Annotated in this window: 31 protein-coding genes and 1 tRNA gene; 13 read left to right on the forward strand and 19 right to left on the reverse strand. The window is 66.5% G+C overall.

Going from position 1 to position 25260, the window contains the following annotated elements; genetic code table 11:
* Nucleotides 1–35: 35 nt before the first annotated feature.
* From BM244_RS07750 to BM244_RS07770, 5 genes are all read right to left on the reverse strand, one after another.
* Entirely contained in the window at nucleotides 36–776 is a 741-nt protein-coding gene (locus BM244_RS07750) for an exonuclease domain-containing protein (protein ID WP_254784341.1), read from the reverse strand.
* 66 nt (nucleotides 777–842) lie between these two features.
* On the reverse strand, nucleotides 843–1292 hold the full coding sequence (locus BM244_RS07755; RefSeq protein WP_093398397.1) for a PH domain-containing protein: 450 nt from the start codon (nucleotides 1290–1292) through the stop codon (nucleotides 843–845).
* Nucleotides 1293–1674: 382 nt separating this feature from the next.
* Nucleotides 1675–3042, reverse strand: coding sequence for a phosphoglucomutase/phosphomannomutase PgmG (gene pgmG / locus BM244_RS07760; protein WP_093398398.1), 1368 nt, complete (start codon nucleotides 3040–3042; stop codon nucleotides 1675–1677).
* A 64-nt stretch (nucleotides 3043–3106) separates the two neighbouring features.
* Nucleotides 3107–3364 carry a DnaJ domain-containing protein gene (locus tag BM244_RS07765; protein WP_093398399.1) on the reverse strand — a complete coding sequence of 86 codons (258 nt, stop codon included), beginning with the start codon at nucleotides 3362–3364 and terminating at the stop codon, nucleotides 3107–3109.
* Nucleotides 3361–4200, reverse strand: coding sequence for a division plane positioning ATPase MipZ (locus tag BM244_RS07770; RefSeq protein WP_093398400.1), 840 nt, complete (start codon nucleotides 4198–4200; stop codon nucleotides 3361–3363). The genes BM244_RS07765 and BM244_RS07770 overlap by 4 nt, the downstream gene beginning before the upstream one ends.
* Before the next feature lie 75 nt (nucleotides 4201–4275).
* On the opposite strand from BM244_RS07770, the gene panC reads away from it, so the two are divergent.
* Together panC and BM244_RS07780 are read left to right on the forward strand one after the other, a co-directional pair.
* Nucleotides 4276–5115, forward strand: coding sequence for a pantoate--beta-alanine ligase (gene panC / locus BM244_RS07775; protein ID WP_093398401.1), 840 nt, complete (start codon nucleotides 4276–4278; stop codon nucleotides 5113–5115).
* Nucleotides 5116–5193: 78 nt separating this feature from the next.
* Entirely contained in the window at nucleotides 5194–5490 is a 297-nt protein-coding gene (locus tag BM244_RS07780; protein ID WP_093398402.1) for an SEL1-like repeat protein, read from the forward strand.
* 102 nt (nucleotides 5491–5592) lie between these two features.
* Here BM244_RS07780 and topA read toward each other — a convergent pair whose 3' ends face one another.
* On the reverse strand, nucleotides 5593–8211 hold the full coding sequence (topA, locus tag BM244_RS07785; RefSeq protein ID WP_093398403.1) for a type I DNA topoisomerase: 2619 nt from the start codon (nucleotides 8209–8211) through the stop codon (nucleotides 5593–5595).
* Between the two features lie 214 nt (nucleotides 8212–8425).
* Between topA and BM244_RS07790 the strand changes: the two genes are divergently transcribed.
* On the forward strand, nucleotides 8426–9724 hold the full coding sequence (locus tag BM244_RS07790; protein ID WP_093398404.1) for a glycosyltransferase: 1299 nt from the start codon (nucleotides 8426–8428) through the stop codon (nucleotides 9722–9724).
* Between the two features lie 82 nt (nucleotides 9725–9806).
* Here BM244_RS07790 and dprA read toward each other — a convergent pair whose 3' ends face one another.
* Nucleotides 9807–10898: a DNA-processing protein DprA gene (dprA, locus tag BM244_RS07795; RefSeq protein WP_093398405.1), complete on the reverse strand. Its 1092-nt coding sequence runs from the start codon at nucleotides 10896–10898 to the stop codon at nucleotides 9807–9809.
* Nucleotides 10891–11505: a glycerol-3-phosphate 1-O-acyltransferase PlsY gene (gene plsY, locus BM244_RS07800; RefSeq protein WP_093398406.1), complete on the reverse strand. Its 615-nt coding sequence runs from the start codon at nucleotides 11503–11505 to the stop codon at nucleotides 10891–10893. The genes dprA and plsY overlap by 8 nt, the downstream gene beginning before the upstream one ends.
* 254 nt (nucleotides 11506–11759) lie before the next feature.
* Here plsY and murI point away from each other — a divergent pair, with 254 nt between their 5' ends.
* Nucleotides 11760–12548: a glutamate racemase gene (murI, locus tag BM244_RS07805; protein WP_093398407.1), complete on the forward strand. Its 789-nt coding sequence runs from the start codon at nucleotides 11760–11762 to the stop codon at nucleotides 12546–12548.
* A gap of 172 nt (nucleotides 12549–12720) precedes the next feature.
* The gene (gene hemA / locus BM244_RS07810; RefSeq protein WP_093398408.1) at nucleotides 12721–13947 is read left to right on the forward strand and encodes a 5-aminolevulinate synthase; all 1227 of its coding nucleotides are present in this window, start codon (nucleotides 12721–12723) and stop codon (nucleotides 13945–13947) included.
* A 3-nt stretch (nucleotides 13948–13950) separates the two neighbouring features.
* Here the strand turns inward: hemA and BM244_RS07815 are convergent, their stop codons facing one another.
* The 5 genes from BM244_RS07815 to BM244_RS07835 are packed head-to-tail and all read right to left on the reverse strand — an operon-like array spanning nucleotide 13951 to nucleotide 16792.
* Nucleotides 13951–14523 (reverse strand): Uma2 family endonuclease, encoded by a 573-nt coding sequence (locus tag BM244_RS07815; protein WP_093398409.1) that lies wholly within the window; start codon nucleotides 14521–14523, stop codon nucleotides 13951–13953.
* Between the two features lie 31 nt (nucleotides 14524–14554).
* Nucleotides 14555–15019, reverse strand: coding sequence for a DUF3429 domain-containing protein (locus tag BM244_RS07820; RefSeq protein ID WP_093398410.1), 465 nt, complete (start codon nucleotides 15017–15019; stop codon nucleotides 14555–14557).
* A gap of 10 nt (nucleotides 15020–15029) precedes the next feature.
* Nucleotides 15030–15752 carry an anti-sigma factor gene (locus BM244_RS07825; RefSeq protein WP_093398411.1) on the reverse strand — a complete coding sequence of 241 codons (723 nt, stop codon included), beginning with the start codon at nucleotides 15750–15752 and terminating at the stop codon, nucleotides 15030–15032.
* Complete coding sequence (locus tag BM244_RS07830) at nucleotides 15745–16344, reverse strand: sigma-70 family RNA polymerase sigma factor (protein ID WP_254784342.1); 600 nt, start codon at nucleotides 16342–16344, stop codon at nucleotides 15745–15747. The genes BM244_RS07825 and BM244_RS07830 overlap by 8 nt, the downstream gene beginning before the upstream one ends.
* Nucleotides 16345–16354: 10 nt before the next feature.
* Nucleotides 16355–16792 (reverse strand): hypothetical protein, encoded by a 438-nt coding sequence (locus tag BM244_RS07835; protein WP_093398412.1) that lies wholly within the window; start codon nucleotides 16790–16792, stop codon nucleotides 16355–16357.
* A 268-nt stretch (nucleotides 16793–17060) separates the two neighbouring features.
* Between BM244_RS07835 and rpiB the strand changes: the two genes are divergently transcribed.
* From rpiB to BM244_RS07860, 6 genes are all read left to right on the forward strand, one after another.
* Nucleotides 17061–17495 carry a ribose 5-phosphate isomerase B gene (rpiB, locus tag BM244_RS07840; RefSeq protein ID WP_093398413.1) on the forward strand — a complete coding sequence of 145 codons (435 nt, stop codon included), beginning with the start codon at nucleotides 17061–17063 and terminating at the stop codon, nucleotides 17493–17495.
* On the forward strand, nucleotides 17492–18802 hold the full coding sequence (locus BM244_RS07845; RefSeq protein WP_093398414.1) for a serine hydroxymethyltransferase: 1311 nt from the start codon (nucleotides 17492–17494) through the stop codon (nucleotides 18800–18802). The genes rpiB and BM244_RS07845 overlap by 4 nt, the downstream gene beginning before the upstream one ends.
* 5 nt (nucleotides 18803–18807) lie before the next feature.
* The gene (locus BM244_RS07850; protein WP_056053298.1) at nucleotides 18808–18987 is read left to right on the forward strand and encodes a hypothetical protein; all 180 of its coding nucleotides are present in this window, start codon (nucleotides 18808–18810) and stop codon (nucleotides 18985–18987) included.
* Nucleotides 18988–19452 carry a transcriptional regulator NrdR gene (gene nrdR, locus BM244_RS07855; protein WP_093398415.1) on the forward strand — a complete coding sequence of 155 codons (465 nt, stop codon included), beginning with the start codon at nucleotides 18988–18990 and terminating at the stop codon, nucleotides 19450–19452.
* 161 nt (nucleotides 19453–19613) lie between these two features.
* A complete protein-coding gene (locus BM244_RS23765; protein WP_302847266.1) occupies nucleotides 19614–19748 on the forward strand; it encodes a GIY-YIG nuclease family protein in 135 nt (44 codons plus the stop codon).
* Complete coding sequence (locus BM244_RS07860) at nucleotides 19691–20845, forward strand: TrmH family RNA methyltransferase (RefSeq protein WP_254784398.1); 1155 nt, start codon at nucleotides 19691–19693, stop codon at nucleotides 20843–20845. Before BM244_RS23765 ends, BM244_RS07860 begins: the two co-directional genes overlap by 58 nt.
* A 117-nt stretch (nucleotides 20846–20962) precedes the next feature.
* Here the strand turns inward: BM244_RS07860 and BM244_RS07865 are convergent, their stop codons facing one another.
* Nucleotides 20963–21229, reverse strand: coding sequence for a chorismate mutase (locus tag BM244_RS07865; protein ID WP_254784399.1), 267 nt, complete (start codon nucleotides 21227–21229; stop codon nucleotides 20963–20965).
* Between the two features lie 209 nt (nucleotides 21230–21438).
* On the opposite strand from BM244_RS07865, the gene BM244_RS07870 reads away from it, so the two are divergent.
* On the forward strand, nucleotides 21439–21693 hold the full coding sequence (locus tag BM244_RS07870) for a hypothetical protein (protein WP_093398417.1): 255 nt from the start codon (nucleotides 21439–21441) through the stop codon (nucleotides 21691–21693).
* Nucleotides 21694–21875: 182 nt separating this feature from the next.
* Nucleotides 21876–22490, forward strand: a complete 615-nt coding sequence (gene rpsD / locus BM244_RS07875; protein ID WP_056053294.1) for a 30S ribosomal protein S4 — start codon at nucleotides 21876–21878, stop codon at nucleotides 22488–22490.
* Nucleotides 22491–23051: 561 nt separating this feature from the next.
* Here rpsD and BM244_RS07880 read toward each other — a convergent pair.
* The 5 genes from BM244_RS07880 to infA all read right to left on the reverse strand — a co-directional run bounded on the left by BM244_RS07880 (nucleotide 23052) and on the right by infA (nucleotide 25137).
* Nucleotides 23052–23127, reverse strand: a tRNA-Phe gene (locus tag BM244_RS07880).
* A gap of 54 nt (nucleotides 23128–23181) precedes the next feature.
* Nucleotides 23182–23367 carry a DNA gyrase inhibitor YacG gene (locus BM244_RS07885; RefSeq protein ID WP_093398418.1) on the reverse strand — a complete coding sequence of 62 codons (186 nt, stop codon included), beginning with the start codon at nucleotides 23365–23367 and terminating at the stop codon, nucleotides 23182–23184.
* Nucleotides 23364–24311: a ribonuclease gene (locus BM244_RS07890; protein ID WP_093398419.1), complete on the reverse strand. Its 948-nt coding sequence runs from the start codon at nucleotides 24309–24311 to the stop codon at nucleotides 23364–23366. Before BM244_RS07890 ends, BM244_RS07885 begins: the two co-directional genes overlap by 4 nt.
* Nucleotides 24304–24870, reverse strand: a complete 567-nt coding sequence (locus BM244_RS07895; protein ID WP_093398420.1) for a Maf family protein — start codon at nucleotides 24868–24870, stop codon at nucleotides 24304–24306. Before BM244_RS07895 ends, BM244_RS07890 begins: the two co-directional genes overlap by 8 nt.
* Before the next feature lie 48 nt (nucleotides 24871–24918).
* Nucleotides 24919–25137, reverse strand: a complete 219-nt coding sequence (gene infA, locus BM244_RS07900; protein WP_031441079.1) for a translation initiation factor IF-1 — start codon at nucleotides 25135–25137, stop codon at nucleotides 24919–24921.
* Nucleotides 25138–25260 lie beyond the last annotated feature (123 nt).

Below are 25260 nucleotides of genomic sequence, written 5' to 3' on the forward strand. Positions count from 1 at the left end.
GATACTGACGCGTCCGCGAGCCTAAGCATATTGATCTAGAGCAGCAGGTCCTGCGCGCTGGCCTTGCCCACGCGACCGCCGCCGCTGCGCCGGTCCATCTCGTGGTTGGCGGTGAAGCGGATGTCGGGATCGCGATCGGTCATGAACGCCATCAGCGTCTCGTGATCGAGCTCGGACCATTCCTTGCCGCGATCGGGGCCGTAGCGGACACGGGGGATGAGCCCCGGATCACGCGACCATTCGAGCAGCTGCGCAAGGCTCGCCTCGTTCAGCATGTCGCGGAGGTGGAAAGCGGTGACGTAGGCGTCGGGGAACGCGCGGTGTGCGGGCAGGCCGCGCTCGTGCTCCATGCCGTGCGGTTTGCGCCAATAGCGCAGCACCTGGTTCGAAAAGCTCGGCGAGTCGGGCCAGAGCCGCAGCGCGCATTTCCACGTGCAGATCCACTCGGCGTCGCGGGTCAGGGCCGGGGTGCAGAATTTCTGCTCGAAATCGGCGCGGTGCGCGGCGAGCGCCAAGCGACGCGGCCACGGATCGAGCACCTGTCGCGCACAGTCATGCCAGTACGGTGCGTCGGCGACATGCTCGTCGAGGATGTGGTGGATCGCCTGAGTCACCGGCGGGATCAGCCGGCCTGGATTGACGAGCAGACTGCCGCCTTCGCCGTAGATCTCCCAGCGACCATCCTCGCCGAGCGCGACGTCCTGCCAGCCGATTTCGCAGACGCCGTGCGCGGGCGGGGCCGAGCCGGTGGTCTCGAGGTCGACGACCCGGATCATTTGCGGTTGGGGTTTGGGCTTGGGGTAGGGGGGCGCCATGCCCGCCATGTGGGGACAAAAGCGCGCTTAATCCAGCGCGTATGCGTCATCCACGTCGAGTTCGCGGACGCCGCGGCGCTGACGGGCGCGGTCGACCAGCTTGCGCAGGCCTTCGCGACGGTCGCGTGCCATCGGGATATCGCGGAGCGTGAACTCGCCGCCGCTGGTGGTGCGGTCGCTGGAGGTGAGGATGATCGTGCCGATGTCGGTCATCTGGTTGAGCAGGGAGTAGCCGAGGCGGACGTCCTTGATCCGGTAGAGCTCGATCTCGTCGATCGTCTTGAACAGGATGCCGCGCTTGATGATGAGGCGCTGGTCGGTGATTTCGTAGCTGGCGCTGCGGTTCTTGAGCCAGCGGACGCCGATGATGACGAAGCCCACGCCGGCGAGACAGGTGAGGAGTGTGCCCCAACCGGCAAAGCTGCCGAGCAGCCAGCGGCGCGTGCTGGAGCGGAATTCGTCGACTGGGCGCTCCACGGGGGGACTCCTTGGGGTGGTGGCGGGAACGTAGGCGAGGGTGGTGGTGAGTCAATCATGTGTGGCTGTCGTCCGGATACTGCCGCCACTCGCCACGTCGTCGTCGCCGCGAGGGCGGGGATCCATATCCTCCGGACGGTTGCGATTCTCTTGCGGGGCCAGCCAGTCTGGGTTCCCGCCTCCGCGGGAATGACGGGGGAGGGGGGCACTGCACTGCTCTGCGCGAGATGCTCGTCTAAGTCTGCGAGCGCCCTCTCGACCTGCACCACCCCGGGGAGGCCGGGGCCCAATTGGGGGAGGTTGCTAACGGAAGACAGCGCGCCGTTATATCCACCTTTCCAATTGGGCCCCGGCCTTCGCCAGGGTGGTGCAATTTTCGCGGTTAGCGTCGCGTTACACCGCTTGCCGACAGGTGCGCATCTACCTCGGCCAGCAGCGCATCGAGCGCTGGCTGGTCCTTTGCCTCGGCCCGCACCGTCAGCATCGCCTGCGTGTTCGAGGCTCGCAGCAGCCACCACCCGTCGGCGGTCGTCACCCTCGCCCCATCGGTCAGGTCCATCTCCGCCCCTTCGGATTTCAACCGCGCGATCACTTCGTCCACGACCGCGAATTTCCGCACATCCTCGACCGGAAACCGCAGGTCCGGCGTCGCGACCAGCGCCGGCATCGCATCGCGCAACTCGGTCAGCGACTGCCCCGACAGATGCACCGCGCGGATGAGGCGGACGGCAGCATAGTGCGCGTCGTCGAACCCATAATATTCGCCTGCGAAGAACAGGTGGCCGCTTAACTCCCCCCCGATCGGTGCGCCGGTGCGAGTCATCGCGGTCTTCATCAGGCTGTGGCCTGTGGCGGCCATCACCGGCTCGCCGCCGAGTTCGGCGATTCGGTCGAACAACGCCTGCGAGGACTTCACGTCGGCGACGATCGGCGCGCCGGGATGTTCGCGCAGGGCAGGTTCGACCAGAATGGAGAGGATCTGATCGCCCCAGATCACGCGTCCCGCACCGTCGATCGCGCCGATCCGGTCGCCATCGCCGTCGAAGGCCAGTCCGAAATCGAGGTTCTTCGCCGCGACCAGACGTTTGAGATCGGCGAGGTTCGACTCTTCGGTGGGATCGGGATGATGGTTAGGAAAATTGCCGTCGACTTCGGCGAAGATCACATGGTGCTCACCCGGGAGCAGCTGCACGAGTTTCTCGATCACCGGGCCGGCGGCGCCGTTGCCCGTGTCCCAGCCGATCCGGTACGCGCCGCCCGCATAGCCCGCCATCAGCCGGCCGACATAGGCGTCGAGGACGTCCGCGGTCGTCACTTCGCCCGCGCCTTCGCTCCAGGTGCCCGATGCGGCGAGCGCGGCGAGGTCTTGGATGTCGTCGCCGAAAAATGGCGCGTGGGCGCGCACCATCTTGAAGCCGTTATACTCGGGGGGATTATGGCTGCCGGTTACCTGGATGCCGCCATCAACCTCTAACGTCGCTTCGGCGTAGTAGAGCATCGGGGTGGAACTGAGGCCGATGCGAACGACGTCGACGCCGCCTGCGACGAGGCCGGAGACGAGCGCGGCTTCGAGTTCTGGGGAGGAGTTGCGGCCGTCATAGCCGACCGCGACGCGGTGGCCGCCCGCGGCGCGGATGCGGGTAGCGAAACCTCGGCCGATCGCGGTGGCATCGGCAGGGCCGAGCGCTGTGCCGACGATCCCGCGGATGTCGTATTCGCGGAGCGAGGTCGGGTCGAACTGATGGGTCATTTTTAGATTTCCGTTCGTCCTGGGCTTGCCCTTCGACTTCGCTCAGGACGGTCGGCGGTAAGGGTTATCGCGAGGAGCGTTTCAGCAGCAGATCGCGCGCCGCATTCACTCGGCGGGTCAGGTCGGTCGAGCCGCCGCGGTCGGGGTGGACCGAGGCGATCAGGCGGCGGTGCGCGCTGCGGATCGCGTCGGCGTTTGCGCTGCTGTCGACGCCGAGGATCGAGCGCGCTTCCGCTTCATCGGTCACGACGCGCTGCTTCGGCTTTGGGCGGAGGTAGTGCCAGGCCAGCCAGATAAATACCGCGGCGACGATCCACTTCACGCAGCGACGTCCGGCGCTTGCTCGACAACCTCGGGCAGCTGCAACGCGGCCATCATCTCGCGCAGTTCCTGGCGCGCGGCGACGTGGCCTAGGCCCATGCTGCCGAACGCCTTCGAATCGATCATCGTCAGCCCGGCGGGGAACATCTCGCGGTAGATCACACGCTCGCCGAGTCCCGGGATGATCCGGAAGCCGACGCGCTTGGCCAGTTGCGCCAGCGCGTCGGACACGCGGCGCATGTTGCGCGCCTCGATATGCTGGAGGCGGTTGCGCAGCACGACCCAGTCGATCGTCGTGCCATCGGCGCGCGCGCGCTGTTTCCGCGCGTCCCAGATCAGTTCGGAATAGAAGCTCGGGCGCGTCACCTGATAGGTCTCGGGATCGACCTGGCCGATCAGGTCGAAGTCGACGAAGCTGTCGTTCATCGGCGTGACCAAGGTGTTGGCCAGCGCCGCCGCGGTGCGCGCGAACGGATCGTCGCGGCCCGGCGTGTCGACGACCAGGAAGTCCGAGCCTTCGCACAGCGAGTGCCACAGGTCCTCGAACTGGTCCTCGCTCTGGTCGGACAGCGTAGCGTGGCGCGGCATCGGCAGTACCGAGCCGTTGCGCTTCATCGTCTCGGCGCGGTTGTCGAGATAGCGGCCGACGGTGCGCTGGCGGTGGTCGAGATCGAGACACGCGACGCGCGCACCCTTCGCGGCGAGCGCGATCGCGACGTGCACCGCAGTCGTCGACTTGCCGGTGCCGCCCTTCTCATTGGCGAACACGATCACGTGCGTCGACGCCGGCGGAGGGACGTGCGTAGAAGCGGGGGTCTGTTCGGGGCCCGTGGCCAACGCGCGTTTCCTTATTGATCGTAACAGTCACCCTTCATAGAAGCCGCGACCGCACTTATCGAGTAGGAGTTTCACGTGGACACCGTCCGGGACCTTAATGCGTTGCGCGAAAGCGTCGCCGCCTTCCGTGCGGCGGGGCAGCGCGTCGCGCTCGTCCCGACGATGGGCGCGCTCCACGCCGGCCATGTCGCGCTGATCGAGGCGGCGAAGCGGCCGGGGACCAAGGTCGTCGCGTCGATCTTCGTCAACCCGACGCAGTTCGGCCCGAACGAGGACCTGTCGCGCTATCCGCGGCGCGAGATGGCGGATATCCGGATGCTGAACGAAGCCGGGTGCGACCTGCTCTGGTTGCCGTCGGTCGAGACGATGTATCCCGAGGGGTTCGCGACGTCGGTGCGCGTCTCGGGCGTCAGCGACGGCTTCGACGGCGCCTCGCGTCCAGGCCATTTCGACGGCGTCGCGACGGTCGTGTCGAAGCTGTTCAACCAGGTCGGGCCCGATGCGGCGTATTTCGGCGAGAAGGATTACCAGCAGCTCGCCGTCGTCCGGCGGTTCGTCGCCGATTTGGACTTCGCGATCGATATCGTCGGGGTGCCGACGCAGCGCGACGACGATGGTTTGGCGATGTCGTCGCGCAACATCTATCTCGACGATGAGCAGCGCAAGCAGGCGGTCGCCTTGCCGCGTGCGCTGGGTGTCGCCGCGCGGGCGATCGCGAAGGGCGAGGACGTCGACTCGGTGCTCGACGATGCGCGGACGACGTTGGTCGGGGCGGGGTTCACGATCGATTACGTCGCGCTGGCGGATGCCGAGACGCTGGCCGAGAACCCCGCGGCGGAGCGTCCGCGGCGGTTGCTGGCGGCGGCGCGGATGGGCGCGACGCGGTTGATCGATAACATCGCGATAGAGTTGTAAAGAACGACCGTTAACCCATTAACCATTTCGTAGCGCGAATCACGGCAGTCTGTCCTCACGAACATTGGGGGCAAGACCATGGGCAGCAGTCTCAAGAATGCGAATATCGGAATTGAACGCCGTCTGGCGGATGCCGCGCGCGGTGACGATCGGGCGTGTTACGAACTCGGGATGGTGTATTCGACCGGCACGGCCGGCGTCGTGCTCGACCTGATCGAGGCGCACAAGTGGTTCAACCTGGCGGCGGTGTCGGGGAACATCGCGGCGCAGGAATGTCGCGCGGAGATCGCTGAGGACATGACGGCCCGGGAGATCTCGGTGGCGCAGCGTGCGGCGCGCGACTGGATGCAGTTGACGCAACGCCGGGCTGCTTAAGTTGAAAACTCCCCTTCCGCTTGGGGAGGGGATCACCGCGAACGACGCGTTCGTGGGGTATTTCGGTCCCTCCCCTAGCCCCTCCCGCAAGCGGGAGGGAAATTAGGCTTCGGCTTTCTTCTTTGGCGCGGTTTTCTTGGCGGGGACCTTTTTAGCTGGAGCTTTCTTCGCTGGCGCCTTTGCCTCGGCCGCATCCTTGGCCACTGCCGCCTTGGCCGGTGCCTTCTTCGCCGCCGGCTTCTTGGCGGGCGCTTTCTTCTTCTTCGTTGCCGGCGCCGCGGCGGCGCGTGCGTCGATCAGCGACGCCGCTTCCTCGAGCGTCAGCTGGTCCTTTTCGATCGACTTGGGCAGCGTCGCGTTGGTCGTGCCGTCGGTGACGTAGGCGCCGTAACGGCCTTCCATCAGCTTGATCTCGGCCTCGGTACGCGGATGGTTGCCGAGGACCTTGAGCGGTGCCTGAGCCCCGCGTGCGGTACGTCCGCCGCCGGCCGCGGCTTCGGCGAGCTTTACGACCGCGGCATTCATGCCCGTTTCGAACACGTCTGCCGTCGTCTGGAGCCGCGCGTATTTGCCTGCGTGCTTCAGATACGGGCCGAACTTGCCGATCGTCGAGATGATCGGTTCGCCGGTCTCAGGGTGGTTGCCGACCGTCCGGGGGAGCGACAGCAGCTTGACCGCCCATTCCAGATTGAGCTCGCCGATGTCCTTGGGGATCGAGGCCATCTTGCGATCCTCGCCCTCCCCGATCTGCAGATACGGGCCGAAGCGTCCCGACTTGCGCTCGATCGGCTGACCCGTGTCCGGGTGCGTGCCGAGCGTCGACGGGCCGGCATCCGCCTCGGCGTCGCCGCCGGGCTGCGCGAAACGGCGTGTGTATTTGCATTCGGGGTAGTTCGAGCAGGCGATGAACGCGCCGAACTTGCCGCCGCGAAGCGCCAGCTGGCCCTCGCCGCAGTTCGGGCAGAGACGCGGATCGCCGCCGTCCGCCTTTGCCGGGAACAGGTACGGCGCGAGGAAGGTGTCGAGCTCGGCGGTGATCGCCGACGGCTGCTGTTCCATGACCTCATTGGTGCGCGGCTTGAAATCGCGCCAGAACGCGTCGAGCACCGACTGCCACTGCGCACGGCCACCGGAGACGTCGTCGAGCTCTTCCTCGAGTTCGGCGGTGTAGTCGTAGCCGACGTACTTCTCGAAGAAGCGCTCGAGGAATGCCGTCACGAGGCGCCCGGACTCTTCGGCGAAGAAGCGGTTCTTCTCGATCCGGACGTAGGCGCGGTCCTTCAGCGTCTTGATGATCGAGGCGTAGGTGGACGGGCGGCCGATGCCGAGTTCTTCCATCCGCTTGACCAGCGAAGCTTCGGAGAAGCGCGGTGGCGGCTGGGTGAAGTGCTGCTCGGCGTCGACCTTCTTCTTGGCGGGCGCATCGCCTTCGCGCATCCGCGGTAGGCGGCGGGCGTCTTCGTCGGCCGAGTCGTCCGACCCTTCCTCGTACAAGGCGAGGTAGCCGGGGAAGAGCACGACCTGGCCGGTGGCGCGGAGGATGTTGCGGCCGGTGCCGTCGGCCATCTCGACCGTCGTCCGCTCCATGCGGGCGGACGCCATCTGGCTGGCGAGCGCGCGCTTGAAGATCAGGTCGTAGAGGCGCGCGTGGTCGCCGCCGCCGGCCTTGTCCTTGCCGAAGTCGGTCGGGCGGATCGCTTCATGCGCTTCCTGCGCGTTCTTCGCCTTCGACTGATATTGCCGCGGCTTGTCGGGGACATAGCTCGCATCGAAGCGGTTCGCGACCGCCAAGCGCGCGGCGCTGATCGCGCTGCCGTCCATCTGCACGCCGTCGGTACGCATGTACGTGATCGTGCCGTCCTCGTAGAGGCCCTGCGCGATCCGCATCGTATGATCGGCCGAGAAGCCGAGTTTGCGCGACGCTTCCTGCTGCAAGGTCGAGGTGGTGAACGGTGGCGGCGGGTTGCGACCCGCGGGCTTGGTCTCGACCGACTGGACCGAGAAATTGCCGTCGAGCACGGCCTGCTTGGCGCGCAGGGCATCGCCTTCGTTGCCGATCGAAAGGCGGTCGAGCTTGTTGCCCTCGAACTGCGTCAGCCGCGATGTGAACGCGGTGCCGTCATGCTCCATCTCGGCCGTCACCGACCAATATTCCTGCGGCTTGAAGACGTCGATCTCGCGCTCGCGCTGGACGATCAGGCGGAGCGACACCGACTGGACTCGGCCCGCGGACTTGGCGCCTGGCAGCTTGCGCCACAGCACCGGCGAAAGCGTGAAGCCGACGAGGTAATCGAGCGCGCGGCGGGCGCGGTAGGCGTCGATCAGGTCGTCGTCGAGCTCGCGCGGGTTCTTCATCGCCTCGGTGACAGTGGCCTTGGTGATCGCGTTGAAGGTGACGCGCTCGACCTCTTTCGGCAGCGCTTTGCGCGCGCGCAGCACCTCGCGGACGTGCCACGAGATTGCCTCGCCTTCGCGATCCGGATCAGTCGCGAGGATCAGGCGGTCGGCGAGCTTTGCGAGATCGGTGATCGCCTTCAGCTGCTTCGACTTGTCCGCGTAATTCTCCCACGTCATCGCGAACGCATCGTCGGGATCGACCGAGCCGTCCTTGGGCGGCAGATCGCGGACATGGCCGTAGCTGGCCAGGACGCGGTAATCGCTGCCCAGATACTTCTCGATGGTTTTGGCCTTGGCAGGCGATTCGACGATGACAAGCTGCATGGGGAAACCGGGGTCCTTACGTGTACGCGTACGAGGGTGACGGCGTCGGGGTGGTGCCGTCAAGCGGGGGTTGGTCCGGAGTGACGTGCGGAAGGTGCGGTCGCAGGTGCGGGATTTCCAGAGGGGGAGCGCACCGCGACGACGGCTTCCGCAACGCCTGTACCGAAAAATCGCACTGTCTCGCGAACGCAATGATCGCTGGGTAGTGTCCGTCATGGCCCGGATCGTTCTCGCCACTATCGGCTCGCTGGGCGATCTGCATCCGTTCATCGCGATCGGCAGATCGCTGGCGGCGCGTGGCGAACGGGTGCTGCTCGCGGTGCCCGAGGACCATATGGCCAAGGTGAAGGCGGCCGGGCTCGAGGCGGCACCGATCCTGCCGAGCTTTGCGTCGATCTGCGCGCGGTTGGGCCTGAGCGACGCGGAGGTCGCCGCGAAGGTTCTCGCCGACCGGGATTTCGTGATCGACGAGATTTTGATGCCGTCGTTGCGCGCCAGCACCGCCGCTCTGGATGCGGTGGCCGATGGCGCCGATGCGCTGGCCGGGTCGACCTTCGCCTTCTCGGCGGCGATCGTCGCCGAGAAGCGACGGCTGCCGCTGGCGACCATCATCCTGCAACCGATGACGCTGTTTTCCGCGTGGCAGCCGCCGGTTGCGCGACAATTCGAACTGATGCGCCATCGTCCGCAGACTCGCCTCGGCTACGGCTGGAACAGCGCGGTCCTGTCGCTGGCACGAACCATCCTGCGCCGACGGCACGCGAGGCGGATCGATGCGGTGCGTGCCGAACACGGGCTCGGTCCCGGGGAAGGCGCGCCGTTGCTGGATCACGGTCCGGCGACGGCAGCGATCCTGTGCTGTTGGTCCTCTGCGCTGGGCGCGCTCCCGCCCGATGTGCCGAGCATGGCTGCGCTGACGGGCTTTCCGTTCTTCGACAGCGAAACGGGGGCAGACGATGGGCAACCGGCGCAATTGCCCGAACTGGACAGTTTCCTGGACGAATGCCGGCAGGCGAACGATCCTCCGTTGATCTTCACGCTGGGATCGTTTGCAGTCGCCTCGGCCGGGCGTTTTTACGAGAACGCCGCCGCCATCAGCTGGGATCTCGGCAAGCGTGCGCTCCTGCTGACCGGACGACCGCAGCCACCGCATCGCGACGGTAACTGCCTGTTCCTGCAGTACGCGCCCCATTCGGCGGTGTTTCCCGAAGCCGCGGTCGTGATCCATCATGGCGGGATCGGAACGACGGGGCAGGCGCTCCGCGCGGGGCGTCCCCAGATCGTCGTTCCGCATTTCGGCGATCAGTTCGATAACGCCGCCCGACTCGTATCGGCTGGTATCGCCCTGACCGTGAAGCGCGAACGATTCGGCGACGGCCGTACCGTCCGCGTCCTCGCCCAGGTCCTCTCCGATCGAGCGATGGCGCAGGCGGCGCAGCATGCGGCGGATGTCGTTGCCGGCGAGGATGGCGCTGCCAGTGCGGCCGAACGGATCGTGCGCCTCTGTTCGTGATGCGCGTGGATGTTCGTGATGCGCGCGGATGTTAGCGAGCGCGGGCGGGGGCAGGTGCTTCGCCGCACGTGTGGACCTGGCGTCAGGCCAGGCTTACGCGCCCGCCGGCATGACGTTCGAGTCTGCCGCCCAGCTCAAGTTCGAGCAATACCGTCTGCACTACCGCGGGGCTCACGCGCGATTGGCGGATGAGTTCGTCGATCGCGACCGGGACGGGGCCGAGCAGGTCGGCGATCCTGCGGCGGTCGGTGTCGCTGGCGTCCTCCGGTGGCGAGGCGGCGTAGACGTCGATCGGCGAGCGGACCGAGCGCGGGTCGAACGGGCGGATCTGTTCGAGGATGTCGGCGGCGGACTGTACCAGGGTGGCGCCTTCGCGGATCAGCAGGTTGCAGCCTTGCGCGCGCGGGTCGAGTGGGCTGCCGGGGACGGCCATGACTTCGCGACCGGACTCGTTTGCTAGCCGCGCGGTGATCAGCGAGCCGGATTTGGGGACCGCCTCGACCACCACCGTGCCGATCGCGAGGCCGGCAATGATGCGGTTGCGCGAGGGGAAGTTGCGCGCCTTGGGTTCGGTACCGGGGGGCTGTTCGGCTAGCAGAAGACCTTCGGCAGCGATGCGTTCCTGCAACGCGGTGTTGTCGGGCGGGTAGGCGATGTCGATGCCGCTGGCGATGACGCCGATCGTCGCGCCGCTGGAGCCGGCTCCGAGCGCGCCGATGTGCGCGGCGGTGTCGATTCCGCGGGCGAGGCCAGAGACGATGGTGGTGCCTTCCTCGGCCAATTGCAGTGCGAGCTGGCGGGCGAAGCGGCAGGCGGCGGCCGAGGCGTTGCGCGCGCCGACCATCGCGATGCAGGGGCGGCTGGCATGGGCGATGTCGCCGCGCAGGATGAGCGCCGGGGGCGCGGTCTCGATTTCGGCGAGCAGGCGGGGATAGTCCGGGTCGTCGAGGAAGAGGTAGCGTGCGCCGAGCCTGGCGGTGGCGGCCATTTCGCGTTCGGCTAGGGCAGCGTCTGCGATCCTGGGCGCGCGTCCGCCGCCGCGTTGGGCGAGCATCGGGAGTGCTTCGATCGCGGCGGCGGCGCTGCCGAAGCGCGCGATGAGTTGGCGATAGGTGACCGGTCCGATCCCGGTCGTGCGGATGAGCCGAAGTCTCGAGACCGTCGGGTCAGCCACTCTTTTGCCGGTTGGAGCCGATGCGCGGTTCGGTGCCGGAGAACAGGCGATCGACGTTCTCTCGGTGTTTCCACAATACGATCAGCGCGAGCGCCAGGAGAAGGAGGACGAGGTCGAAACGACCGAACAGCGCGGCGGCAAACGGTGCGCTGAGCGCGGCGGCCATGCCCGCGACCGAGGATATGCGCAGGCCTGCGAGCAGGCCCAGCCAGACGACTGCGTACACCAGCCCGAGCGGCCAGTGCAGTGCGACGACGATGCCCATGAGTGTCGCGACGCCCTTGCCGCCCTTGAACTTTAGCCAGATCGGGTAGCAATGACCGATGAACGCACCGGCCGCTGCGAGCAGCGCGTTGCCGGGGAATAGGTGCGCGACCAGCAGCACGGCGACCGCGCCCTTTGCCATGTCGAGCAGCAGCGTGGCGGCGGCGAGGCCCTTGCGTCCGGTGCGCAGCACGTTGGTGGCGCCGATATTGCCGGAGCCGATCGTCCGCAGATCGCCCGCGCCGGCCGCCCTTGTGAGGATGACGCCGAACGGGATCGAGCCGAGCAGATAGCTCAGTACGAGCGATAGCGTGGGCGCTACCCAGAGAATTTCCGTCTGCAACTATGTCCCCCGTTCTGGGAGGGGCTTATAGGCCACGCGGGGCGGACGGCAAATGGGGTGAGGTTGTAGAAACTGCCTGTGACAGGCCCACGAGGCGCTCCCCTCCCTGGAAGGGAGGGGCTGGGGGTGGGTTGGACGGCTTTGGCCACCGACGTCTGATCATGCGGAAACCGACCCACCCCCGACCCCTCCCTTCCAGGGAGGGGGGCAGGTCGCTCTGGTTTATGGGGGGTGTTCCGTCCTAAGGACCGCGCATGGACCAGCGCCCCATCCTGTTCTTCGATTCCGGCGTCGGCGGGTTGTCGATCGTCGGTCCGGCGCGGGCGGCGTTGCCCGATGCGCCGTTCGTGTATGCCGCCGATTCGGCTGGCTTTCCGTACGGCACCAAGAGCGAAACGGAGATTGCGGCGCGGGTGCCGGTGTTGCTGGGGCGGTTGGCGGAGCGGTATCGGCCGCGGCTGATCGTGATCGCGTGCAACACCGCCTCGACGATCGCGCTGCCGGTGGTGCGCGCCGCGCTCGACCTGCCAGTGGTGGGGACGGTACCGGCGATCAAGCCCGCCACGCTGCTTTCGAAGACTCGGACCATCGGCGTGCTGGGTACCGAGGCGACCGTGCGGCAGGCGTATGTCGATGATCTTGCGGCGAAGTTTGCAGGCGATTGCACGGTGCTGCGCTACGGCTCGGCGGCTCTGGTCGAGATGGCCGAGGCGAAATTGCACGGCCGAGTCGTCGCGCCGGAACGCTATGCGGCGATGCTCGACGGGTTGTTCTCGCAACCCGGCGGCGACGCGATTGACGTGATCGTCAACGCCTGCACGCATTTTCCGCTGGTCGAAGCGGAGCTTGCGGCCGCTGCTCCCGGCGTGCGCTTCGTCGATGGTGGACCGGGGATTGCGCGGCGGATCGTGCATCTCATGCGGAGCGAATCATGGTCGGGAGCGGGGGAGGGCGTTGCCGTCTTCACCCGGTTGGGCGACGAGGAGCGCGCGCTCGGACCGGCTCTGGCGGCGCGCGGGTTTGGCAGGATCGAGCAGCTTTAAGCGTTGCCCTGGGACAATGTGGCACCTTGCTTCGCAGGCGCATCGTGGCAATGTGCTGCCAGGATGAGGAAAGCGATCACCGTAAGAGCGGTATTGCGCTGGAAACGAGTGAAAGCGAGGCGTAGTGCCCAAGCCTATGATTACCAACGGCATCTCGGCAACGGACTCCGCAATGGGTCCACGAGTCGATTATTCGCGCGTTTTCACGCAGGCGATCGACCGGTTGCATGCCGAAGGGCGCTACCGCGTGTTCATCGACATTCTCCGCAACAAGGGCGCGTTTCCGAACGCGCGCTGCTTTGCCGGGCATAACGGGCCGAAGCCGATCACGGTGTGGTGCTCGAACGATTATCTCGCAATGGGCCAGCACCCCAAGGTCATCGCGGCGATGGAAGAGGCGCTGCACGACGTCGGCGCGGGCTCGGGCGGCACGCGCAACATCGGCGGCAATACGCATTACCATGTCGACCTGGAAGGCGAACTCGCCGACCTGCACGGCAAGGAAGCGGCGTTGCTGTTCACCAGCGGGTACGTCTCGAACGAGGCGACGCTGGCGACGCTGGCCAAGGTGCTGCCGGGCTGCATCATCTTTTCGGACGAGCTGAACCACGCGTCGATGATTGCTGGCATTCGCAACTCCGGCTGCGAGAAGCGGGTGTTCCGCCACAATGATCTCGCGCATCTCGAGGAATTGCTGGCCGCTGAAGATCCCGCCGTGCCGAAGCTGATCGCGTTCGAGAGCGTGTATTCGATGGAGGGCGACATCGCGCCGATCTCGGCGGTGTGCGATCTCGCCGACCGCTACAACGCGCTGACCTATTGCGACGAAGTCCATGCGGTCGGGATGTACGGCGCGCGTGGCGGCGGCATTTCGGAGCGCGACGAGGTCGCGCACCGGATCACGATCCTCGAGGGGACGCTGGGCAAGGCGTTCGGTGTGATGGGGGGCTATATCGCCGCCGATCGGACGATCGTCGATGTGATCCGGTCGTATGCACCGGGGTTCATCTTCACGACCTCGCTGTCGCCGGTGCTGGTTGCGGGTGTGCTCGCGAGCGTGAGGCATCTGAAGGCGTCCAGCGTCGAGCGCGAGGGGCAGCAGGCTTCCGCGGCGATGCTGAAGGCGATGCTGAAGGACGCCGGGCTGCCGGTGATGATCGGTGATACGCATATCGTTCCGCTGATGGTCGGTGACCCGGTCAAGGCGAAGAAGATCAGCGACGTGCTGCTCGCCGAATACGGCGTGTACGTGCAGCCGATCAACTATCCGACCGTGCCGCGCGGGACTGAGCGGCTGCGGTTCACGCCGGGCCCTGCGCATACCGAGGCGATGATGCGCGAGCTGACGGATGCGCTGGTGGAGATCTGGAGCCGCCTGGACTTGCGCAAGGCGGCTTGAGGGTCAGTTGACGACGATGTCGAGGTTGAGTTCGGGGATTGCGATAGGGTGGCCGAACGGAATGAGTAGTTTGTCCTCGTAATCGCCAGCGCGGGGCTTGGCCATCACGTGCGTCCGGCGCGCGTTCATATCGACCACCCAATAATGCGGTACGAACGCCTCGGCATAGTCGCTCCGCCTGGCGCCAAGATCGAGCGCTAGGCTCGTATCGGCGATCTCGACAGCGAGGAACAGCGCAACGCGGTCGAACAATGTTGCGCGTAGATCGGGGCCGCGAAGCACAGCCACATCCGGTTCGCGCAGCGTGTCGGCGGTCAGGCGGACGGTTGGCTCCTGCCCGACGATCCACTCGGTGCCGAGTGCGGCGAAGGCGGACTGCAAGCGCAGGAAAGCGATACGCTGCGCGTTCCAGTGAGGTACGTTTGCCGGTGACATCCGCATAATCTCCCCGTTGACCAGTTCGACCTTGCCCAGCCAGTCGGCAATCGGCGGATGACGGACGAGTTCCATGAACTCGGCGGTGGTGAAACGCGCGGGCCCGGAAGCCAATTGAGTGATGTGTTCGGCAACGCTCATAGCGTTAGTATAGCATTTTCCCGTACCCGAGTCACAGTATAGCCGCCAGTAACGTCAGGACGCCGAGACCAAGCGACAGCGGTACGCGCAAGGCCATCCAGCCGGGTGGGGTGATGCCGGCGCGGACCAGGGCTCGGTCGACGAGCAGCGCGGCGATCAGACTGATGCCGAGCACGACCAGCGACGGGCCGGGCCAGCGCAGGCCGACCATCCAGGGCCAGGCGGTGACCAGCGCGATCAGCGAGGGCGCGACGCTCGCGAACCAGAGCCAGCGCGGCGGCGAGTCGGTGCGTGCGGCGAGGCCCCACCAGAGGCCACCGAGGAAGCTCAAGATGATCGCGGCGTAGGCGTAGGCGATCGCCAGCGCGGAGAAGCGGCTTTGCGGATCGCCGCTCAGCAGCAGCGCGACCGCCGCGAGTTGCGGGAGGAGGCCGCTCAGCCCGAGCAGGCGCGCGATCGGTGGAATGCCGCCGGTTGCGGCGGATCGCGCTGTCATCAGACGGGCATCAGACGCGCGCGACCACGCCGGTGGCGACGACCGGGCCGGTCGGCAGGCCGGTCGGCGAGCCGCCGAGCGGTTCGACCGAGATCGCGAGCGTCGCGCCGGGCGCTATGCGACCGCGATCGACGCCCTTGGGTGCCAACGAGGTCGGACGTCCCGAGAGCAGGCCGAGCGAATGAGGCACACCGTCGCCGCCGATCACCCAGAGTTGCGCGACGCGCGCGTCCGGAACGCCGGGGCCGGCCGCGACGCGGAGCGCGCCGTTGGCGGGATCGTAGACCGCGGCGACGGGCGACTTCGCATCGCCGAGCATCGCGACGAGCACGCTGGTCGGCCGCGCGGCCGGTATTGAGGGGGCGATCGGTTGCGAGACGGGCACGGTCGGTTCTGGGCGGACCATGACAAACAGCAAAAGCGATGCGGCGAGCGCGCTGGTGACGGCGGCGAGCGCCGGCCAAGCGAAGCGGCTGGTTTGCGCGGGGGCCGGGGTTCCGTTGAGACTGGCTTCGATCCGGGCGGCGAGATGCGGCGGCGCGGCGTGTTCGGGCCAGAGGTCGAACAGGACTGCCAGGCGCGACCGCCACCATTCGACCTGTGCGGCGAAACCGGGCTCGGCGAGCACGCGGCGCAGCGCTGCCCCGCGTTCTTCGCCTTCGAGCAGGCCGAGTGCGAGTTCGGCGGCGGCGACGTCCTCGGGCTCGCCGGTATCGGTGGTCGGATCAACCATCGAGGCAATCCTTCAGGCGGGCGAGACCGCGGCGGACCCAGCTCTTCATCGTGCCCAGCGGCACGGCGCGCTTGATCGCGAGTTCGGCGTAGGTGATGCCGTCGAAGAATGCGGTGCGGATCGCGTCACGCTGCTGCGGTTCGAGACCGTTCAGGCACTCGATCAGTTCGCGCGAGGACTCGCTCGCGAGCATCCCCGCCTCGGCACCCTCGCCGGGATCGGCGACGTCGGGCGCATCATCGAGCGGACTAGTGCGGCGGACGCCCTGCGCGCGCTGCCAGTCGATGGCGCGGTTGCGCGCGATCGTCGCCAACCAGGTTATCGGGCTCGCGCGACCGGGTTCCCAGGCACCGGCGCGTTTCCAGATCGTGAGATAGACCTCGTGCAGCACATCCTCCGCGGCTTGGGCGTTGCCACAGATACGGTGCGTGATCCCGAAAAGCTTCGCGCTGGTCAGCGTATAGAGTTCGCGAAACGCGTCGCGGTCCTCCTGGCCGGTCCGCAGCAGCACCTCGGAAAGGTGCGCGCGGGCGGCGTCGGCGTTCGCCTGGGCGGCGTTGGCCCGTGCTGGGGGGGCATGTGCGATAGTCACGGTCGGGAACCTAGCGGCTAAGTCCGTCGCGGCAATAGCCTTCGCCGGGCTTCACCGTGAGGCAGTCGGTTTTGCCGAACAGATATTTGAGCCCGGTCGCGTCGCCGTTGGTCGGGCGCAGGGTTTCGCGGATGCCGTTGCGATCGAACGATATCGTGTCGCCGCTCGCGATGCCGTCGAACTTGCCCTTGTTGTCGAGATCCCATTGCATCGTCAGTGCGTACTGGCCGGGTGTGGCCTTGGGGGCGATGTCGAGGACCATGCCTTCGACGCCCAGCCAGCGGCCGGCGTAATTGGGCGCCTTGGACTTGGGAGTGGCGGGCTTGGTAGTGGCGACGTTGCGCTCGACCGAGCCGGCGGAGGTCATGTTGCCGTCGCTGCTGGTATCGGGGGCTGGGCCGGAACAAGCGGTCAGCGCGGCGGCGGCGAGCAGGGTTAAGGCTTTCATGGCGCTTCTCCTCGGGGGGCAAGGTCGACAGTCCTTCATGCGATCCTCCCCCGCAAGGGGGAGGTGGCACCGAAGGTGACGGAGGGGGAGGATACGTAACAGATGTTGCCTCATTCCTCCCCCTCCGTCTGGCAAGCGCCAGCCACCTCCCCCTTGCGGGGGAGGATCGTTGCGGTTCACCGGCCGCGTTCGCGAACAGGTGTGGCAAATCGGCGCTTGGGAGGGTAGGGGGCTGGGCACCCGATCCCCCGTCACAGGATTACGCCAGGTGCGCATCGCCATCGCGTCCGATCACGCTGCCGTTTCGTTGAAAGCGGTGCTCGCTGCTTGGCTGCGCGAGGCGGGGCACGACGTGCTCGATCTTGGTCCCGAAGGCACTGCCAGCGTCGATTATCCTGACTATGGGTTCAAGCTTGCTGCAGCGATCGCCGATGGCAGCGCCGAGCGCGGTATCGCGCTGTGCGGCTCCGGGATCGGCATTTCGATTGCTGCCAACCGCAACCCCGCCTGCCGCTGCGCACTCGTCTCCGAACCGCTGTCGGCGAGCCTCGCGCGCATCCATAACGACGCCAACGTGATCGCGATGGGCGCGCGCCTGATCGGCGAGGAAATGGCCAAGGCGTGCGTCGAAGCTTTCCTGTCCGCCGAATTTGCCGGCGGCCGTCATCAACTCCGTGTCGACAAGTTAAAGGTCCCCGCATGAGCACTCAGCCCCGCGAACTCCACGACGTCCAGCCCGATGGCTTCTTTACGCGCGGCCTGGCCGATGCGGACGCTGCCGTTTTCGCCGGCGTCGCTGCCGAACTGGAACGCGAGCAGACGCAGATCGAGTTGATCGCGTCCGAGAACATCGTCTCGAAGGCAGTGCTCGAGGCGCAGGGCTCGGTGTTCACGAACAAGTACGCCGAAGGCTATCCGGGCAAGCGTTACTATCAGGGCTGCGCGCCGTCGGACACGGTCGAAACGCTGGCGATCGAGCGGGCGCGCGCCATCTTCGGCTGTGGGTTCGTCAACGTGCAGCCGCATTCGGGCGCGCAGGCGAACGGCGCGGTGATGCTCGCGCTGGTCAAGCCGGGCGATACGATCCTCGGCATGAGCCTCGATGCGGGCGGTCACCTGACGCATGGCGCGAAGCCGGCGATGTCGGGCAAGTGGTTCAACGCCATTCAATACGGTGTCGATGCGACCACGCATCTGATCGACTACGATCAGGTCGAGGCGCTGGCGGTCGAGCATCAGCCGAAACTGATCATCGCGGGTGGTTCGGCCTATCCGCGGACGATCGACTTCGCGCGCTTCCGGGCGATCGCGGACAAGGTCGGTGCGTATTTCATGGTCGACATGGCGCATTTCGCCGGGATCGTCGCAGCGGGCCTGCACCCGACGCCGTTCGGCCACGCGCATGTCGTGACGACCACCACGCACAAGACTCTGCGGGGACCGCGCGGTGGCATGATCATGACCAACGACGAGGCGCTGGCGAAGAAGATCAACTCGGCGGTGTTCCCGGGGCTCCAGGGTGGGCCGCTGATGCACGTGATCGCGGCGAAAGCGGTCGCGTTCGGCGAGGCGCTCCAGCCTGATTTCAAGAGCTACATCGCGGCTGTCGTCGAGAACGCCAAGGTGCTGGCGGCGACGCTCAAGGAGCGTGGCTCGGACGTGGTCTCGGGCGGCACCGACACGCATCTGGCGCTGATCGACCTCACCCCGCTGGGCATCACCGGGCGCGATGCGGACGAGGCGCTGGAGCGTGCGGGGATCACCTGCAACAAGAACGGCATTCCCAACGATCCGCTGCCGCCGGTGAAGACCAGCGGCATCCGCGTCGGTTCGCCCGCGGGTACGACGCGTGGGTTCGGCCCGGCTGAGTTCCGCGAGATCGGCAACATGGTCGCCGACGTGCTGGACGGCCTCGCGAAAAAGGGCGAGCATGGGGACCCGGAAGTCGAGGCGGACGTTCGGACGCGTGTTCGTGCACTGTGCGCGCGCTTCCCGATCTATCAAGGATAAGTAGCATGTCGAAGTTCGACGACGTCCAGAACGACATCAAGGCAACCCCCGGCCTCGGCAAGAGCATGGCCAAGTGGAGCGCGCTTGGCGCGGTCGTGGCGATCCCGGTGCCGGTGATCGGCCCGATCTTCGGCGCACTCGCGGGCGCGGGCTACGCGTACTACAAGGGCAAGAAGAAGGTCTGAATGCGCTGCCCCTTCTGCGGACATGAAGACAGCCAGGTAAAGGACAGCCGCCCCACCGAAGACGGGGCGGCGATCCGACGCCGGCGCCAATGCGAAGGGTGCGCCGCGCGTTTTACGACGTTCGAGCGGATCCAGTTGCGCGAGCTGTTCGTGTTGAAGAGTGAGGGCAGGCGGGAGCCGTTCGATCGAGAAAAGCTGCTGCGGTCGTTGTCGATCGCGACGCGGAAGCGGGCGATCGAGGCTGGGCGGATCGAGAAGCTGGTGAGCGGGATCCAGCGGCGGCTGGAGACGCTGGGTGAGAACGACGTGACGTCGAAGCGGATCGGTGAGATGGTGATGGACGGGCTCAAGGGTCTCGATTCCGTGGCGTATATCCGGTTTGCGAGTGTGTATCGGGACTTTAGCGAGGCCAAGGACTTCGAGGCTTTTGCCGGGAGTGTCGAGGAGGTTGGGCGGACGGAGTGACTTGGGGCCTGCTTCCTGAATTAGGCTTGGCCTATCATGCCGGGATCCGCCGCGTTGCTGGCAAGAACGCAGCGCTTGCTTTATCGACGGTCCCTCACCCCCGCCGTTCGTCCTGAGTAGGGACTGAGCCTGGCGAAGGCCCGTATCGAAGGACAGGTTGCATGAGCTTTTACGCCTACATGCTCCGCTGTTCGGACGGCAGCTACTACATCGCCACACCGACGCGCTCGAACGCCGGATCGCACAGCACCAGCATGGTGAGCTTCCCGGGTATACCCACAACAGGCGGCCGGTGACGCTGATATGGTCGCAAGATTTCCCCAGCAGGATAGAGGCATTGGAGACCGAGCGTCAGTTGAAAGGCTGGACGCGGGCGAAGAAGGAAGCTTTGGCGGCTGGCGATTGGGAAGCAGTGCGCTTTCTCGCACGCAAATCCTTCGATACGGGTCTTCGGCTTCGCTCAGCCCCTACTCAGGACGAACGGGGTGGGGCGGGTGAGCGGGATGGTTTGGCTGAGCATGAAGGATTGGCCGAGCCGGACGACTTTGGTGAGCTTGGCGAGATTGGTGGATTTGGCGACGTGATTGACGAAAACATGCTTGGTAAGGACGTGGCCAGCGACAGCGATGTGCTCTCGGACGGGTTGGAGGCGGTCGGCGCTTCGACCCCACCCCCCGTCATCGTCCTCGTCCGCCCCCAACTCGGCGAGAACATCGGCAAGGCCGCGCGCGCGATGCTCAACTTCGGGCTCACCGAAATGCGCCTCGTCTCCCCGCGGGACGGCTGGCCCAACCCCTCCGCCGGCCCAGCCGCCAGCGGTGCCGACATCGTGCTCCAGAACGCCAAGGTCTACGACAGCGTCGCCGCAGCCACCGCCGACTGCGCGCAGGTGTTCGCGACCACGGTACGCAAGCGCGGCGTGACCAAGCCGGTAGTCACCCCCGAACAGGCCGCAACCGAGATCCACGCCGCCCCCGGTCGCTCCGCGATCCTGTTCGGGCCCGAGCGCTCGGGCCTCGAAACCGACGATGTCGCGGTCGCGCGCACGATCATCACGGTGCCGATCAATCCGGAGTTCGGCTCGCTCAACCTCGCCCAGGCGGTGATCCTGGTCGCGTATGAATGGTCGAAGGGCCTCACCGCCGAGCGCGAGCTGTCGCAGCCGTCGATCAACCCGATCATGCCGCCCGCGCCGCAGGAGGAGCTCGACGGCATGATCGGGCAGCTCGATGCGATGCTGATGGGGGCGGGGTTCTTCCACCTGCCCGACAAGATGCAGTCGACGCGGCGGACTCTGCGGACGTTGCTGACCAAGCCGGGCTGGTCGAGCCAGGAGATTCGGACTCTCCGCGGGGTGTTGTCGTCGCTGGCGGGGAAGCGGCCGCGGCCATAATCCCCCCTCCCTGGAAGGGAGGGGCCGGGGGTGGGTCGGCTGCTTGGCGGGCGGGGTGGCGGTTACAGGGCCGACCCACCCCCAACCCCTCCCTTTCAGGGCGGGGAGTGCGTCACCCTAGCGGCGGTCGAACGCCGCCAGTTCATAGGCGATCGAGGCTTCGACCAGCGTTTCCCAAAGGTCCGCAACCGCGGCTTCCGGCACTCCGAGTCTCACCGCCTCGGCCCGTGCGTTGTCGATTACCTGCGTCTTCCGCGCCTCGTCGCGCACATGCCCGCGCTCGGGCTTGATGCGCGCGGCGGCGTCCATGTACGCGAAACGCTTGGCAAGCAGCGCGACGAGGTCCCGGTCGAGCGCGTCGACGCCCGCGCGGACCTCGGTCATGGTCGTGCAGTCTGGACCGGCCAGTATAGCATCGGCGATGTTGGAACGGGGTTGGGTGGAACTGGACATGATGCGTCAATACCGCGGTCCGTTGCGCTGTCCAGCGAACCGCATCACCGCCGCCAGCACGGCGGGCATTTCGGTTGCGTAATGAGCGCGCGCACGGCACCATCCCGGCCATCGCCCAACCATGACGTTCGAGGCCCGCAATGTTCCTGACGACGATGATCGCTGCCCTGGCCATGCAGGCCGCCCCCGCTCCTATAGTGGCAAAACCCGTCGTCGATCCCGACAAGAAGATCTGTCGCAACGAGACGACGACCGGCAGCATCATGGGCCACCGGGTCTGCCATACGCGCGCGGAATGGGCGGCGATGAGCAAGGTGGAGTCGGGCGGCCGCGACACTTTTCGCGATCAGACCACCAATCCGGGCCAGCCAAGTCTCGGTGGTCGGGGCGGCTGACAGGCTTGCCGACTTGACCGCCGGCCCGCTTTCGGACATAGGCCCGCGCTTCGCGACAGGCACCGCACCCCGGTGAAGCGGATGCCCTGCCCCATGGATCTCGTCCACGGCCAGCAGGCGATACCGGGAATGATCCGCTCCAGCGATGGCGCGGGTTCGTCACAAGCTGCCAAGGACTTACTATGTCGAAGCGTCAAAGCGCGAAGTACAAACTCGATCGCCGTATGGGCGAGAACATCTGGGGCCGTCCCAAGTCGCCGGTCAACAAGCGCGAATACGGCCCGGGCCAGCACGGCCAGCGCCGCAAGGGCAAGGTCAGCGATTTCGGTATCCAGCTGCGCGCCAAGCAGAAGCTCAAGGGCTATTATGGCGACGTGACCGAGAAGCAGTTCCGTGCATGCTACCACGAGGCTGCGCGTCTGAAGGGCGATACCTCGCAGAACCTGATCGGCCTGCTCGAGCAGCGCCTCGACATGATCGTCTACCGCGCCAAGTTCGCACCGACGATCTTCGCGGCACGCCAGATCGTCTCGCACGGCCACATCCGCGTCAACGGCGTGAAGTGCAACATCGCCTCGCGTCGCTGCTTCGTCGGCGACGAGATCACGCTGGGTTCGAAGGCGCAGGAAATGGCGCTGGTCATGGAAGCCCAGAGCCTCGCCGAGCGCGAGATTCCCGACTATGTCGCCACCGACGGTGCGGCCAAGGTCACCTTCACGCGCGTCCCGACGCTCGACGAAGTGCCTTACCCGGTGAAGATGGAACCGAACCTGGTCGTCGAGTTCTATTCGCGCTAAGTCGAGTATAACGAGACCGGCTGGCGGTGCGCAGGCACCGTCCGACGGCGTGGCTTTGCCACGGCGCGGTTTGGAACAGAAACGGGCGGTCCTGCGGGGCCGCCCTTTTTCGTTGCGTGACATCCGCAAGGACGCAGGCGCCTCGGGCGGCATGGGTCCGCGAGGTCGCCTTGAACGGGCAAGGGGCTCAACGCCGACGATTGCAGTGCTAGAGGGCCCCTACGAGCCGTTACGGCCGCGCGATCGTACTGGGCGCCCCTTCATGACATCCGATCCCGGAAGGTTATGGCTCGCCCTAACGACTTGCCGCGTCAGGATATGATTTCGAGGTAACAGGTCGCAGTCTCGCTGAGATCTCGCGGTCGGCCCGAACCGGCGCCCGTTGAGGCGCTATCGCCCCGCAATGATCGAATATGGTTGCAGATCCAATCCGTCGGTTCACCGCGATACCAGGCAGGTGGAGCGCCGCCGGCGTTCATCGCGTGTCAAAGTACACTATCGTGACTCGAGCAGCATCGTGCATCCGAGCGGAAGGTAGAACCGATGGGTAACAAGGGAAAATGGTGCCCGGAGACGGGGTCGAACCGCCGACACTGCGATTTTCAGTCGCATGCTCTACCAACTGAGCTATCCGGGCATCGTCCGATCTGGGACCGGAGAAGCGTCCGATCTTGTGATCGGAAGGGCGCGTTTAGTCGGGGTCTTCGGCGCTGTCCAGCCCCGTTTGTGAGATTGATCGGCCGGGAATGCGATAGCCTTCGCCAAGCCACTGCAACAGGTCGCGGTCGCGGTGGCGACTCGAGCAGAACGGCTTGTAGTCGGCGACCGCGGCCTGGTCGCAGATCGGGCATTTGATGGTCGGGGCGGCGGCGTTCATCGGGTGCTCTCCAGTTCGTGGACGACGCCGGTGCGGCGTGCGAGTTCCGCAAGCCACTCCGGGCGCGCCGTCAAACGCGCGTGGGCGGCGGCGGGCAGGGTGTGGCGGCGGGATGCAGTCGGTGGCGTGCGCTCGAGCGTACGGAGCAGCGCGCGGGCCGTTGCACCGACTGGATCGGCGCGGAGGATTTCCGGGATCGATGCACGCGGGCGGGGACGGACGATCTGGAGAAAGCCGAAGCCGTTCATCGCGGTGCGCTCGAACGGTTGCGGCAATGATTCGTCGATAGCGGCGGCAACGGCATTGCGTTGCGCCTTGCCGGCGATCGTCGGGAAATCGATGCCGATCGAGCCGCCGATGCCATGTCGGCGAATCGCGCGGGCGACGGCACGCGCACTCGCGATGGCCAGCGTGTCGAGTGGCGGTGCGCCGTCGACGTCGAACAGGGTCATCGCCGGCGTCGGCGACAGGCGCAATGCGCCGAGCGAGAAGACGATCTCGCCGCTCGTCGCCTCGTCGAGCAGTTCGGACCAGCCTGCTGCTTCCAATGCGTCGGGTTCGTGCGGGCGAGGGCTGCGGATGGGCAGGCCGGTCGCCACGAGGCGTTCGTACAGCGTCGGGGCGGGGCTGGGCGGCAGGGCGCTGGGAACGGCCTTGGCGAGCTTTGCGCGGCCTGATTCGGGCAATGCCTCGCGGACGATCTCAACGACCAGGCTGGCGCCTTGCGTGATGCCGGGGGGGAGATGGTTGATCAGCGCCTCGCCGCCGCCGAGCGCGACGCGACCGCGGCGACCCGGTAACAGTTCAACAAGCCGTGCGGGGGCGATCAGGCCGACCTTGAGCATGTCGGTGTCGAACTCGATCGCGGCTTCGATAATCTCGTCGTTGTCGACCAGCGCCGCGCGCGCCTCGCCGATGCCGGCTTCGTAGAGCCACTCAGGCAAAAGCGACGCCCGCGGTCTTCAGCAGCGCGCGGGTTTCGAACAGGGGCAGGCCGACGACGCCCGAATGGCTGCCCGCCAGGAATCGCACGAATGCCTCGGCGCGGCCCTGGATCGCATAGCCGCCGGCCTTGCCGAGACCTTCCCCGCACGCGAGATAATCGTCGATCTCGGCCGGCGAGAGCGGCTTGAACGCGACGGTCGTGTCGGCGATGCGAGTGCGGACCTTGCCGGTCGCGTCGATCACGCAGACAGCGGACAGGCAATGATGACGCCGGCCCGACAGCTTGCCGAGCAGGTCGCGCTGGATTTCCAGAGTGTCGGCTGGCGGGAGAATACGGCTGCCGAGCGCGATCGTGGTGTCGCCGGCGAGCACGATCTCGCCTTCGGCACGCGCCACCGCGCTGGCCTTCTCGATGGCGAGACGCAGCGCGTAGCTGCGGGGTGGTTCGGCCTTGCGCGGGCTCTCGTCGATGTCGGGGGATTCCACGCGTGACGGCACGACGCCGAGCCGCGCGAGCAGATCGCGGCGGCGGGGCGAGGAAGAGGCCAGGACCAGCATTGGTGCCTCGATGCTTGGGCTACGCGCCGCACGAACGGCGCATGGCGCTTATTTGAAGCGGTAGGTGATGCGACCCTTGGTCAGATCGTACGGCGTGAGTTCGCACAGCACCTCGTCGCCGACCAGCACGCGGATGCGGTTCTTGCGCATCTTGCCGGCGGTGTGACCGAGAATCTCGTGGTCGTTTTCGAGCTGGACCCGGAACATCGCGTTGGGGAGGAGTTCCACCACGCGGCCGCGCATCTCGAGCAGTTCTTCCTTGGCCAAATATAATCTCTGAATTGGGGGAATTTCGGGACGAGCGCCCTTACCGCAAGTTCGCGAAAAAGGAAAGCACGGCCGACAGCGGACGCAGGCATCATGCCCGCACCCGCTGAGTAAGACGTGGAT

It is taken from the genome of Sphingomonas sp. OK281 (assembly GCF_900115295.1).
Classification (GTDB): domain Bacteria; phylum Pseudomonadota; class Alphaproteobacteria; order Sphingomonadales; family Sphingomonadaceae; genus Sphingomonas.

Excerpts from the sequence above, each read along its gene's own strand:
- BM244_RS07820 (WP_093398410.1), bottom strand. The coding sequence starts at position 15,019 with ATGACAGCGCGATCCGCCGCAACCGGCGGCATTCCACCGATCGCGCGC.
- BM244_RS07845 (WP_093398414.1), top strand. The coding sequence starts at position 17,492 with ATGAGCACTCAGCCCCGCGAACTCCACGACGTCCAGCCCGATGGCTTC.
- topA (WP_093398403.1), bottom strand. The coding sequence starts at position 8,211 with ATGCAGCTTGTCATCGTCGAATCGCCTGCCAAGGCCAAAACCATCGAG.
- BM244_RS07885 (WP_093398418.1), bottom strand. The coding sequence starts at position 23,367 with ATGAACGCCGCCGCCCCGACCATCAAATGCCCGATCTGCGACCAGGCC.
- rpsD (WP_056053294.1), top strand. The coding sequence starts at position 21,876 with ATGTCGAAGCGTCAAAGCGCGAAGTACAAACTCGATCGCCGTATGGGC.
- pgmG (WP_093398398.1), bottom strand. The coding sequence starts at position 3,042 with ATGACCCATCAGTTCGACCCGACCTCGCTCCGCGAATACGACATCCGC.
- BM244_RS23765 (WP_302847266.1), top strand. The coding sequence starts at position 19,614 with ATGAGCTTTTACGCCTACATGCTCCGCTGTTCGGACGGCAGCTACTAC.
- BM244_RS07895 (WP_093398420.1), bottom strand. The coding sequence starts at position 24,870 with ATGCTGGTCCTGGCCTCTTCCTCGCCCCGCCGCCGCGATCTGCTCGCG.
- BM244_RS07780 (WP_093398402.1), top strand. The coding sequence starts at position 5,194 with ATGGGCAGCAGTCTCAAGAATGCGAATATCGGAATTGAACGCCGTCTG.
- BM244_RS07850 (WP_056053298.1), top strand. The coding sequence starts at position 18,808 with ATGTCGAAGTTCGACGACGTCCAGAACGACATCAAGGCAACCCCCGGC.
- BM244_RS07835 (WP_093398412.1), bottom strand. The coding sequence starts at position 16,792 with ATGAAAGCCTTAACCCTGCTCGCCGCCGCCGCGCTGACCGCTTGTTCC.
- BM244_RS07790 (WP_093398404.1), top strand. The coding sequence starts at position 8,426 with ATGGCCCGGATCGTTCTCGCCACTATCGGCTCGCTGGGCGATCTGCAT.
- BM244_RS07870 (WP_093398417.1), top strand. The coding sequence starts at position 21,439 with ATGTTCCTGACGACGATGATCGCTGCCCTGGCCATGCAGGCCGCCCCC.
- nrdR (WP_093398415.1), top strand. The coding sequence starts at position 18,988 with ATGCGCTGCCCCTTCTGCGGACATGAAGACAGCCAGGTAAAGGACAGC.
- BM244_RS07750 (WP_254784341.1), bottom strand. The coding sequence starts at position 776 with ATGATCCGGGTCGTCGACCTCGAGACCACCGGCTCGGCCCCGCCCGCG.
- hemA (WP_093398408.1), top strand. The coding sequence starts at position 12,721 with ATGGGTCCACGAGTCGATTATTCGCGCGTTTTCACGCAGGCGATCGAC.
- BM244_RS07815 (WP_093398409.1), bottom strand. The coding sequence starts at position 14,523 with ATGAGCGTTGCCGAACACATCACTCAATTGGCTTCCGGGCCCGCGCGT.
- murI (WP_093398407.1), top strand. The coding sequence starts at position 11,760 with ATGGACCAGCGCCCCATCCTGTTCTTCGATTCCGGCGTCGGCGGGTTG.
- BM244_RS07825 (WP_093398411.1), bottom strand. The coding sequence starts at position 15,752 with ATGGTTGATCCGACCACCGATACCGGCGAGCCCGAGGACGTCGCCGCC.
- BM244_RS07865 (WP_254784399.1), bottom strand. The coding sequence starts at position 21,229 with ATGACCGAGGTCCGCGCGGGCGTCGACGCGCTCGACCGGGACCTCGTC.